Raw genomic sequence first — 10197 nt, forward strand, 5'->3', positions numbered from 1 at the left:
GCGGCGCGTTCGGCCTCGGCGGCGTACCGATCGGCCAGTTCGGTGTCGACCGCGCCGGGCGGCAGCCGCAGGGCATAACCGCCGTCGAATCCGACCAGCACCGTCGGCGGGCTCCCGGGCGCACGCTCGGGTTCGAGCGCCTTGCGCAGATGCAGCACGTGATTGCGCAGTGCGCCGACGGCGCTGGCGGTGGCCTGCTCACCCCAGACGTCGGCGACCAGATCCGACACCGTCGCCGAGCGCCCGCACCGCAGCAGCAGCGCGGCCAGTACCGCCCGGCGCTGCTTGGGGCCCAGGTCGAGCGGGTGATCGCCGCGCCACGCGCGGACCTCACCCAGCACGGCGAAGGTGAGCATGTCGTGTTCTTCCTCGCGGCAGCCTCGCCCGGGCCGCCTATCGGCCCTTGAACTCGGGCGGGCGCTTCTCGAACACCGCCTGCATGGCCTCGGCGAGATCCTCCGAGGGCAGGAACGCCGCATTCCACGCCGAAACGTAGCGCAACCCGTCGGCCACCCGACCGGCCCGCGGCTGATCGAGCACGTCCTTGACGCCCTGCACGACCAGCGGCGGATTGGCGGCGATCTCCCGGGCCATCGTGTGCGCGGCCTCGAGCACCGCGTCCTGATCCGGGTAGACGTCGTTGACCAGGCCGATCTTCTCCGCGCGGGCGGCGTCGATGTCCTTGGCGGTCAACGCGAGTTCGCGCAGATGCCCGTCGCCGATGATGCCGGGCAGCCGATGCAGCGAGCCGATGTCCGCGACGATGGCGACCTTCGCCTCACGCAGACTGAACTTCGCCTCGGCGCTGGCCAAGCGGATGTCGACCGCGGCGATCAGATCCAGTCCGCCGCCGATGCACCAGCCGCTGACCGCCGCGATGACGGGTTTGCGGCAGTCGGCGACCGCGGTGACCGCGGCCTGCATGCGGCGCAGGTCGTCCAGGAAGGCGGTGCGCGGCGCGGCCTGGGCGCGATCGGCCAGCAGCGGACCGAACGTCGGGGCCATCGCGGGCAGGTCCAGACCGTACGAGAAGTGCTTGCCCGCGCCGGTCACCACCACCGCGCGCACCTCGGGGTCGGCGTCGAGTTCGCCGAAGATCCGCGGCAGCTCACGCCAGAAGTCCGGGCCCATGGCATTGCCCTTGCCGGGGCCGGTCAGCGTAACCGTGGCAATGTTGTCCGCGCGCTCGACTGTGAAAGCCTTCCAATCGGTCATCCGCCCAGCGTAGCGGCCGTGCGCACAGCCCCGGCGAGGTGTGTAAAACCTGCGCTAAATATGGTGGGAGACACAGTCTCCCCCCAGCTCGCTACAGCAGAGTATGGAGCAGATCACAACCGACGACCGCCTCGGGCTTCGTTCCGGCGAATCCCGCGGGCCCGTCGACCGAACAAGGTGAGGCCCCGCACAGTGATGCACACCAGCATCGGTTTGGACCGATTCAACGAACTTCCGCGTGCCAGTGCCGTGCACGCGCTCTTCGAATGTTGCCCGAACGTCACCTGGGCGGAGAAGCTCACCGATCTACGCCCGTACGCGGATCATCCGGCCTTGTTCACCGCGGCCGAGACCGAATTGTCCGCGCTGTCCAGCGTCGATCTGGATCGGGCCTTCGATTCGGTTGTGCGCGAGACGTTCTCCGAGCGGTCCCTGGCGGAGCTGTGCCGGGTCACCCGGGAGCGGATCGACCGCATGCTCGGCCCCGCAGCGGGATTCCCCGAATACTGAACGTCCGGCGGTGAGCCGATTTCGGCTCTACTCTTGTGCCATGTCCAGGTCGTTGCCCACCGTCGCTTCCCGGGTATCGGACACGCTCATCGCCCGCGGCCATCACGGCGTCATCGTCACCCAGAACCAACCGACCCACACCGCCGCCGAGGCCGCCCAGGCACTCGGCGTCGACGTGGGCGCCATCACCAAATCGCTGCTGTTCCTGCTCGACGACGACCCGGTGCTGCTACTGGTCTCCGGTGCGCATCAGGTCGATCTGGCGCGCACCGGCGAGCGATTGCAGGGCACGCTCACCCCGGCGCCCGCGCGGATGGTGAGAAAATTCACCGGCCAGCCCATCGGCGGCGTCGCACCCGTCGGACACCCGGCGAATCTGTCCACATATGTGGACAACGCGTTGTCCCGGCATCGCGAATTGTGGGCGGCGGGTGGACATCCCAATACGGTGTTCCGTACCTCGTTCAGCGAGTTGGTGCGCATCACCGCGGGCTTGGCGATCGACGTCGATTGACCGCTGAGTCGGACACACCGGGCCATTCGCCGTGATCACGACGTAAGTTGGGGTTCGTGAACGAGTTGGCGAAAGAGGCGGACGATCCCGGCGGGATCGCCGCGGTGCAGTTCCGCCGGGCGATGCGGCACTATCCGGCTGGGGTGACGATCGTCACACTTCAGCACGACGGGCGTCCGGTGGGTTTCACCGCGACCTCGTTCGCCTCCCTGTCCGCCGAGCCGCCGCTGATCTCGTTCAATATCGCGGAGACCTCCTCGAGTATCGAGGCCATGCTGGCCGCCGATTCGCTGGTCGTTCATTTCCTGGGCGATCACCAACACCATCTGGCACAACGCTTTTCCCGCGCCGCCGAGGAACGATTCGCCGATGATTCGCTGTGGACGTCCCTGGACACCGGGGAACCGGTCCTGAACGACACGCCGATCTGGGTCCGTGCCACCGTGCGTCAACTCCTGCCGATCGGCGACCACACCCTGGTCATCGGCCTGGTGACCCGGGTGCACGACAATACCGACGACCAACCGATCGGCGCACCGCTGCTGTACTACAACGGCTCCTACCACCGCCCCCGCAGTCTGGAGTGAGATCCGTTACGGGACAGGTCGATTCGAGCTTCGCGCAGCGCATCGCGCGCTCACGCGGCGGAGGCGATCGTCCCGACTCCCAGTGCGGCGAGCACTCCGGCGCTGATCTGTTCCAGCCGATCCCGCACGCGCGGCCGCTTCAGCAGCCGCACCGCACCCGCCGCGGCGATCGCGAGAATCACCATTTCCGTTGCGGCGACGCATGATTCGATCGCACCCAGGGTCAACGTCCCGGCGAATGTGACATGGGTCAGGAACTGCGGGAGGATGGCGAGATAGAACAGGCCGACCTTCGGGTTGGACAGGCACGACAGCACCCCCGCGACGGCCGCGGAACGCGCCGACGCGCGAACGGGCTCCTGCTCGTCGGTGCGCACACCGGCCGCCGCCGCACGCGCCCGGCGGCGGTCGCACAGCGTGCGAATTCCCAAGTACACCAAGTAGATTCCCCCGGCGATCTTCAGCCCGCGATACGCCGCCGCCGATTGCTCCAGCAGTGCCGCGACGCCCGCCGCGACGACAACGGCCCAGGCGATCCCGCCCAGTGCCGACCCCACCGCGGCCGCGACGGCGGGCCGCCGCCCGGCAATCGCGTAGCGCAACACCAGGAACGTATCGGGCCCCGGCGTGAGAGCCAGCAGAACGCACAATCCGAGGAAGCCCAGCAGCAGCGAAACAGTCACCCGACCACGAAAGCGCGGTTCAGGATCGAGGGCAAGGGAAAATCCGGGCGCCCTCCGATTACGCACGCCCGCGGCCGGAGCATCATCATCACGGGCGCGCGCTTTTTCCCGAGTCGACGCGACAACCGGAAGGTGCGCCGCACGGGCGCATCCGCACTCGACGCGACGACCTGATCGATGCGCCCACTTTCCATGAGTCGACGCGAAGGTTGACAAGCTCCCCGGATGTCTGTCAGTCTCGGATCAGGTCATGAGTACCAGCGTCAAGCCCCGGCTAGCTGGTCGGCAACCCTCCTCCGCGGCGGGGTGCTCCGGGTGACGACCGGGCCGTAGCCCGACCGGGTGCGGCAAGCGCGGGCTCCCGTTCATCTTTCCCGGGGTCCCCTGTCCCGAAGGAATTGTGTGATGACTGCCGTACTCGATCAGACCTGTACCCCGATCGCCCGTGTTTCCGGATGCGATCTGCGAGTTCCGTTGGTACAGGGCGGAACTCGCGCGTACGCCAATTTCGATTACGCGGCCAGCGCCCCGGCGCTGGCGCAGGTGCGCGACCGGGTCGACGAGTTGCTGCCCTACTACGCCAGCGTGCATCGCGGCGCGGGTTACGCCTCGCGGATCTCCACCGACTGCTACGAGAACGCCCGGACCTCGGTGTCCCGCTTCCTGAACTGCGCCGATGATCAGGTGGTCGTATTCACCCGCAACACCACCGATTCGCTGAACCTGCTGGCCGCCTGCGTCCCCGGGGACACCGTCGTGCTCGATATCGAACATCACGCCAACTTCCTGCCCTGGACCCGGCACGGCCGCCGGGTGGTGCGCGCCGCCGACACGATCGACGAGACCATCCGCCGTCTCGTCGCCGAGTTGTGTGCCAAACCCGCTGCGCTGCTTGCGATCACCGGCGCCTCGAACGTGACCGGGGAGGTGCTGCCGCTGCGGCGGCTGGCCCAGATCGCCCACCAGTGCGGCGCGCGGATCCTGGTCGATGCCGCACAGCTGGCCCCGCATCGTCGAATCGACCTGCGTGACAACGGAATCGATTATCTCGCCCTGTCCGGCCACAAGCTGTACGCGCCGTTCGGCGCGGGCGTGCTGGTCGGCCGCCGCGACTGGCTGGACGCGGCCGAACCGTATCTGGCCGGCGGCGGGGCGGTTCGCCAGGTCACCACGACCGATGCCGAGTGGGCCCCCGCACCGCAACGTCACGAGGGCGGATCACCGAACGTGCTGGGCGCGGCCGCCCTGGCCGCCGCCTGCGACACCCTCGGATCGATCGACGAGCGGGCCTCGACCGAACATGAGCGCGCCCTCACCGAACGGCTGCGCGCAGGCCTGAAAACCATTGCGGGAGTGAACTTCCTGCGCATCTGGTCGGACAGCGCCGACAGCGTCGGCATCCTCGCCTTCACCCTCGACGGATTCGCGCCGGGCCAGATCGCGGCCTACCTGTCCGCCGAACACGGCATCGGCGTCCGCGACGGCCGATTCTGCGCCCATCCCCTGCTGGCCCGTCTCGGCGTCGACGGCGCGATCCGCGCGAGCATCGGCCTGGGCACTCGCGCAGCCGATGTGGACCGCCTGGTCGAAGCCGTCGCAGCCCTCGTCGCACACGGACCGAACTGGAAATACACCTGCACCGACGGCCAGTGGAACCCGAGCCCGGAAACCCGTCCCGGCCTCGGCGGAACGTCAGGTGCCGCGCCCTGCACATTCTGACCTCCGCGGGACGGGGCTGCGACGAGCCGATTCGGGCGTGCCGATCGCCATCCTGACGGCGAAGACATATGGCACGCTCGATCGCGCGTTCCGGCGAGGCCGAGTACCCCACGGACCAGGGTGTTCCGTAGACCTGCGCCCCGTCGAACCGGCATGTTCCAGGACCCGATTCCGGCGTGCCGATCATCCTGATGCGAGGGCACGTGGCTCTCGATCGCGCGTTCCGGCAAGGCCGAGTACCTCACGAGTCACGGTGTTCCGTAGCCGCGCGCCCCTCGAACCGGCATCTTTCAGCAAGGCCGAGGATGTGCGGGAGGGGTGCGCCGCGCCGAACCGGCCCCCTCGTTCAAGGCACGAGATAGCGGGCGGCGAGTTCCTCCAACAGCGGATCGTCCTCGGCGACCGTGTCGAGGGCCTCGAGATCGGCCTCGAGCGCGATCTGCCGTGGGTCGTCCTGCTCGCTGTCGGGCACGCCGTCCTCGTTCAGCTGACGCGTGAGCTTGTCCCGAATACGAGTCTTCAGAGAATCAGCCATGCCCACCAGCATGCCGAATGGACGGCAACCGCACCACGTCCACGCCGCGACTACACCGGCGCGAGCCAGCTACCCCAGGGCGTATTGCGCACGACGGTGAAAACCGCGAGCAGGGCCAGAATTATGCACAGCGTCGTCCGGTTCATCGACCACCGCCGCCCCGGCACCGCGCGCCAACGCCGTACGACCCACTCCCCCCACCACAGCGAGAACCCCACGATCAGCGGCAACAGAAACACATTGCTGTGCACGGCATCCAGCACATGCCCCTCGGTCAGATCGTGCATCCCCCGCAAACCCCCGCACCCCGGACACCACCACCCTGTCAACGCATAGAACGGGCAGACACCGTACGACCCCTCCACATGTGGATCGTAGAAATGCACCACCGCCGCGGCCGCCAACGCCGCACCCCCGACCACCGCCGGTACCCCCAGCCCCCGCCACCCGGACGAAGCCCCGATCAGCAGAGCACGCACGTTATCCACAGTCATCCACCGTAATCGCCCGCCATGGGCATCCGCCACGTCATCCGTGCCGCGCGACGACCGCGCGGCCGCTCCGGCCCCTCACCGCATCCCCGCCTGCGTAGAGCGGTGCTCCGGGGTCGACGCGGTGTTCCCAGTCGACGCTGAAACCCAGGTAGTCGCAATAGAACTGGTATGCCTTGGCGACGTCGTAGATGCGCAGGACGGCGATCGGCCGTGGCCCGGGTCGATTCTGGACTGAGTGGAGCGGAGGAGCGAAGCGGGGGAGCGGAGGGAGGGAAGAATCGGCCCTTGGGGGGCCGGCCACGGCCTGCCGGAGCGGAGCGGAGGCAATCGGGCACGGGGCGGCGAAGCTGATCCGGGCGGGCATTCGACGATCCTATTGGCGTGGACCGTGGTGCGCGGCGATTCGCTGGGTGACCGGCGCGGTGAGCACACCTGCGAGCATGTCGATGAGTTCGGCCCAGGCCGCGGTGTCGTCGGCGGCGACGCGGCCGTCCTGAACAGCGCGTTCGTGGTCGGCCAGCAGGGAGAACAGCACAGTGGGCATGGCCCGTAGCCGGCGCCTGCGCAGGGCGGGGGGCAGGTCCGGCAGGCTGCGGTCGAGGCGGTGCATGATCACCCGGACCGAGGTGCGGCGCGTACCCCGCAGATTGGCCTCGTCGGTCACCGCGGGGTGAGTGCGAATCTGTTCGAGAAACCTTGCGTAGTAACCGATTCCGTGCCGGGGACTCAATTCGAACATGGGCACGACCAGCACCTCGAGCAGCTCGTGCACCCCGTCCGGCCCGTCGTCGGCGGCGCGTTCGGCGAGCAGTTCCAGACGACGTACCTCGAGCGTGGCCATCCGCTGTTCCACAACGGCCTCGATGAGCCCGTCCCGGGAGCCGAAGTGGTACTGCACCGCGGAGTTGTTCCGCTGCCCGGCCGCCGCCGCGATATCGCGCAGCGGCACCAGTTGCCCGCGCTCGGCGATCAGCCGCTCCGCCGCGAGGAGGATCCGCTCGCGCGCTGTTATCTCTGCCACAGGCAGCAGAATAACCATTCACCAGGACGAACGGAACAATCGCTTGACAATTAAGCATTAGTTCTTAAGACTCTGTGACCGGAACCACACTATCCGCGTCCGGTCGCAGATCCGGCGCGACATCCCCACCACGCCGGATACGCCGCACGGCGGTCCGCAAAAGGAGAAATAGATGATCCTGGACACCTTCCGACTCGACGGCCGCGTCGCCGTCGTCACCGGCGCGGGTCGCGGTATCGGCGCCGCGACCGCGCTTGCCCTCGCCGAGGCCGGCGCCGACGTCGCGATCGCGGCCCGCACCGCCACCCAGCTCGACGACGTCGCGGGCAAGATCCGCGCCCTGGGCCGCAAGGCGGTCACCGTCCCCTGCGATCTGTCCGATCTCACCGCGGTCACCGCCCTCGCCGAAACCGCCGCCGCGGAACTGGGCCGGATCGATATCGTGGTCAACAATGTCGGCGGCACCATGCCGAACACCTTCATGACCACCACGCCGGAATTCCTCGAGGAGGCGTTCCGCTTCAATGTCAGCACCGCGCACACGCTCACCCAGGCCGCGGTCCCGCACATGCTGCGTGGCGACGGCGGTTCGGTGGTCAACATCACCTCGATGATGGGCCGTTCCCCGGGCCGCGGCTTCCTCGCCTACGGAACCGCGAAAGCCGCACTGGCACACTGGACTCGGCTGGCAGCGACCGATCTGTCACCCCGCATCCGGGTCAACGCCATCGCGGTCGGTTCGGTGCTCACCTCCGCGCTGGAGGTCGTCGCCCAGCAGCCCGAGGTCAAGAAGACCATGGAGGCCGCGACTCCGCTGGGCCGGTTGGGCGAGCCGTGGGAGATCGCCGCCGCCGTCGTCTACCTGAGCTCCCGCGCGGGCGGTTACGTCACCGGCAAGGTGCTCGAGGTCGACGGCGGTATCGAGGCCCCGAATCTCGCACTGGGACTTCCGGATCTGTGAGGAGTTGCGATGACCTATCGCGTAGTGCAGTGGAGCACGGGCAATGTCGGGCACTGGGCGTTGCGGTCCATCATCGCCCGGCCCGAGTTGGAATTGGTCGGCGTCTGGGTGTCGAGCGAGGCCAAGGCCGGTAGGGACGCCGCCGAACTCGCCGGACTGGACACACCGACCGGCATCACGGCCACCACCGACGCCGAGGCCCTCCTCGCGCTGAAACCCGACTGCATCGTGCACACCGCCATGGCCGACGACCGGTTGATGGAGGCGGTCGAGGATCTGAAGAGATTCCTGCGGGCCGGGATCAATGTCGTGTCGAGCAGCCCGGTGTTCCTGCAATTTCCATACGGCACACTGCCTTCCGAGGCAATCGACCCGATCGTCGAGGCCGCCGAGGCGGGCGGGGCGTCGCTGTGGGTGAACGGGATCGATCCCGGCTGGGCCAACGACTGGCTTCCACTGCTGCTGACCAGCGGCAGCGAACGCATCGATCGCGTCGTGTGCTCGGAACTCATGGACTACTCCACCTACGACAATCCCAAGGTGCTGTTCGAGATCATGGGTTTCGGCAGCGCGCTGGAGGATCTGCCGCTGCTGTTGCAGCCCGGCGTGCTCACGCTGGCCTGGGGCAGTGTGGTGCGTCAGCTCGCCGCCGCACTGGATGTCGAATTGGACGATGTGACACAGGATTTCGAGCGGATCGCCGCGCCCGGACCGATCGAGGTGGCCGGTCGCACCGTGGCCGCCGGGACCGCCGCGGCGCTGCGCTTCCGGGTCAGCGGAATCCGTTCGGGACGTGAGGTTTTCGTGCTCGAGCACATCACCCGGTTGCATCCGGACCTCGCGCCGGAGTGGCCGCAGCCGACCGGGAAGGGTTGTTACCGAGTCGAAGTCGAGGGCGAACCCGACTACCGGCTGGATCTACAGCTCTACAGCGACGGTGACCATGCCCGCGCGGGGCTGGTGGGCACCGCCGCCCGCCTGGTCAGTGCCGTCCCCGCGGTAGTGCAGGCGCGTCCGGGCCTGCTCACCGCCATCGATATCCCGCTGACCACCGGTCGCGGGTTGGTTTCCTAGCCCGTCTCGACGGATCCGGACGCCGGTGGTTGTCAGCGGCTCATTGCGTTCATCCACCGGCGCCGGGTGTATCCGAGACAGTGCACGGCGAACCCGAATCTGTTCGTCTCTTCCGTGCACCATCACATATTCGGAGCCACCGGCGTTGTGTATGGGGCTTTACAGCGGGATGTGAGCGGCAGCACATTCGAAGCCCGTGCGGCTACCTCGCTCGAACCGCCTACTCGAGTCATCGATCGGCTATCGATGCGGTCGGTATAGACCAAAACGCCCAGCTCGGGCCGTATGCCGCCGGAAACCCCCGTCCCCGAGAGCGATTCGCGACGCCGCCGAGGCGTGGTCCGATGCCTGCCGACGCAACACCGGGTTCACGTCTTCGTAACCTCACAACCGAGTTCCGGCGATCGACAGCCATTACCCAGAAACCCGTCGATGTAGGCCGGATCACACTGATGACATCGCCCGAGTCGACATGTCCGGCCACCCCTCCTGCCGGATCACCCCGCCCCACCACGCGAGTTACCGTCGCCCGCTGACAAATCGGACGATTCGACCAGCTCTGTTGAGCTGCAATACCTTTCAGATCTGACCACAGCATCCGCCTCGCTCCTGCGCCGAGATGCCCTGCATTCCCACCGAATTGCGGTACCGTTTACCAGGAGTCCATGTACGGATTCGGGCCGGGCAGGAGTACGCATCGTGGATGAGGGAGCAGGGTTCGACCCCACCGATTTACCGAGTTCGACGCATACGCGACGGCGTTCGATCGCCGAAGCGCACAGAATCGAGTTTGCTGTGGCATCGCCCGCGGGGCTGCGCACGGCACGATGTTCGGCGTCCTCCGGCCGCTGAGTTCAGGTGGCGCGCACGAGATCCGCTGAGCG

Annotated in this window: 13 protein-coding genes and 1 riboswitch; of the genes, 6 read left to right on the forward strand and 7 right to left on the reverse strand. The window is 67.7% G+C overall.

The features are described 5' to 3' along the window. Together NM2_RS29295 and NM2_RS29300 are read right to left on the reverse strand one after the other, a co-directional pair. A partial coding sequence (locus NM2_RS29295; protein ID WP_169816252.1) for an AfsR/SARP family transcriptional regulator occupies nucleotides 1-356 on the reverse strand: 356 nt, incomplete at its 3' end. A 37-nt stretch (nucleotides 357-393) separates the two neighbouring features. After that, nucleotides 394-1215 (reverse strand): crotonase/enoyl-CoA hydratase family protein, encoded by an 822-nt coding sequence (locus NM2_RS29300; protein ID WP_067675298.1) that lies wholly within the window; start codon nucleotides 1213-1215, stop codon nucleotides 394-396. Between the two features lie 195 nt (nucleotides 1216-1410). On the opposite strand from NM2_RS29300, the gene NM2_RS29305 reads away from it, so the two are divergent. From NM2_RS29305 to NM2_RS29315, 3 genes are all read left to right on the forward strand, one after another. Next, nucleotides 1411-1725 carry a 2-oxo-4-hydroxy-4-carboxy-5-ureidoimidazoline decarboxylase gene (locus NM2_RS29305; RefSeq protein WP_067675301.1) on the forward strand — a complete coding sequence of 105 codons (315 nt, stop codon included), beginning with the start codon at nucleotides 1411-1413 and terminating at the stop codon, nucleotides 1723-1725. A gap of 40 nt (nucleotides 1726-1765) precedes the next feature. Further along, on the forward strand, nucleotides 1766-2239 hold the full coding sequence (locus NM2_RS29310; protein WP_067675305.1) for a YbaK/EbsC family protein: 474 nt from the start codon (nucleotides 1766-1768) through the stop codon (nucleotides 2237-2239). A gap of 122 nt (nucleotides 2240-2361) precedes the next feature. Further along, complete coding sequence (locus NM2_RS29315; protein WP_084531678.1) at nucleotides 2362-2826, forward strand: flavin reductase family protein; 465 nt, start codon at nucleotides 2362-2364, stop codon at nucleotides 2824-2826. Between the two features lie 50 nt (nucleotides 2827-2876). Here NM2_RS29315 and NM2_RS29320 read toward each other — a convergent pair whose 3' ends face one another. After that, nucleotides 2877-3509: a LysE family translocator gene (locus tag NM2_RS29320; protein WP_067675312.1), complete on the reverse strand. Its 633-nt coding sequence runs from the start codon at nucleotides 3507-3509 to the stop codon at nucleotides 2877-2879. A gap of 246 nt (nucleotides 3510-3755) precedes the next feature. Next, a riboswitch (SAM riboswitch) is annotated at nucleotides 3756-3869 on the forward strand. Nucleotides 3870-3914: 45 nt separating this feature from the next. Here NM2_RS29320 and NM2_RS29330 point away from each other — a divergent pair. Further along, nucleotides 3915-5228, forward strand: coding sequence for an aminotransferase class V-fold PLP-dependent enzyme (locus NM2_RS29330; RefSeq protein WP_067675318.1), 1314 nt, complete (start codon nucleotides 3915-3917; stop codon nucleotides 5226-5228). 346 nt (nucleotides 5229-5574) lie between these two features. Here NM2_RS29330 and NM2_RS29335 read toward each other — a convergent pair whose 3' ends face one another. The 4 genes from NM2_RS29335 to NM2_RS29350 are packed head-to-tail and all read right to left on the reverse strand — an operon-like array spanning nucleotide 5575 to nucleotide 7278. Continuing rightward, a complete protein-coding gene (locus NM2_RS29335; protein ID WP_067675449.1) occupies nucleotides 5575-5763 on the reverse strand; it encodes a hypothetical protein in 189 nt (62 codons plus the stop codon). A 50-nt stretch (nucleotides 5764-5813) separates the two neighbouring features. Further along, nucleotides 5814-6251: a DUF2752 domain-containing protein gene (locus NM2_RS29340; protein WP_245718273.1), complete on the reverse strand. Its 438-nt coding sequence runs from the start codon at nucleotides 6249-6251 to the stop codon at nucleotides 5814-5816. 40 nt (nucleotides 6252-6291) lie between these two features. Further along, nucleotides 6292-6621 (reverse strand): glyoxalase superfamily protein, encoded by a 330-nt coding sequence (locus tag NM2_RS52650; protein ID WP_067675324.1) that lies wholly within the window; start codon nucleotides 6619-6621, stop codon nucleotides 6292-6294. A 9-nt stretch (nucleotides 6622-6630) separates the two neighbouring features. Then, on the reverse strand, nucleotides 6631-7278 hold the full coding sequence (locus NM2_RS29350; RefSeq protein WP_169816253.1) for a TetR/AcrR family transcriptional regulator: 648 nt from the start codon (nucleotides 7276-7278) through the stop codon (nucleotides 6631-6633). Between the two features lie 172 nt (nucleotides 7279-7450). Here NM2_RS29350 and NM2_RS29355 point away from each other — a divergent pair, with 172 nt between their 5' ends. Both NM2_RS29355 and NM2_RS29360 read left to right on the forward strand, forming a co-directional pair. Beyond that, nucleotides 7451-8239 (forward strand): SDR family oxidoreductase, encoded by a 789-nt coding sequence (locus tag NM2_RS29355; RefSeq protein WP_067675330.1) that lies wholly within the window; start codon nucleotides 7451-7453, stop codon nucleotides 8237-8239. Between the two features lie 9 nt (nucleotides 8240-8248). Further along, the gene (locus NM2_RS29360; RefSeq protein WP_067675333.1) at nucleotides 8249-9313 is read left to right on the forward strand and encodes an NAD(P)H-dependent amine dehydrogenase family protein; all 1065 of its coding nucleotides are present in this window, start codon (nucleotides 8249-8251) and stop codon (nucleotides 9311-9313) included. Nucleotides 9314-10197: the final 884 nt, after the last annotated feature.

Origin of the sequence: Nocardia miyunensis NBRC 108239 (assembly GCF_001613065.1) — a bacterium.
Classification (GTDB): Bacteria; Actinomycetota; Actinomycetes; order Mycobacteriales; family Mycobacteriaceae; genus Nocardia; species Nocardia miyunensis.

What these genes read in the sequence shown, in the direction of transcription:
- NM2_RS29335 (WP_067675449.1), bottom strand. Translation starts at nt 5,763, where the DNA reads ATGGCTGATTCTCTGAAGACTCGTATTCGGGACAAGCTCACGCGTCAG.
- NM2_RS52650 (WP_067675324.1), bottom strand. Translation starts at nt 6,621, where the DNA reads ATGCCCGCCCGGATCAGCTTCGCCGCCCCGTGCCCGATTGCCTCCGCT.
- NM2_RS29310 (WP_067675305.1), top strand. Translation starts at nt 1,766, where the DNA reads ATGTCCAGGTCGTTGCCCACCGTCGCTTCCCGGGTATCGGACACGCTC.
- NM2_RS29360 (WP_067675333.1), top strand. Translation starts at nt 8,249, where the DNA reads ATGACCTATCGCGTAGTGCAGTGGAGCACGGGCAATGTCGGGCACTGG.
- NM2_RS29305 (WP_067675301.1), top strand. Translation starts at nt 1,411, where the DNA reads ATGCACACCAGCATCGGTTTGGACCGATTCAACGAACTTCCGCGTGCC.
- NM2_RS29315 (WP_084531678.1), top strand. Translation starts at nt 2,362, where the DNA reads ATGCGGCACTATCCGGCTGGGGTGACGATCGTCACACTTCAGCACGAC.
- NM2_RS29330 (WP_067675318.1), top strand. Translation starts at nt 3,915, where the DNA reads ATGACTGCCGTACTCGATCAGACCTGTACCCCGATCGCCCGTGTTTCC.
- NM2_RS29300 (WP_067675298.1), bottom strand. Translation starts at nt 1,215, where the DNA reads ATGACCGATTGGAAGGCTTTCACAGTCGAGCGCGCGGACAACATTGCC.
- NM2_RS29355 (WP_067675330.1), top strand. Translation starts at nt 7,451, where the DNA reads ATGATCCTGGACACCTTCCGACTCGACGGCCGCGTCGCCGTCGTCACC.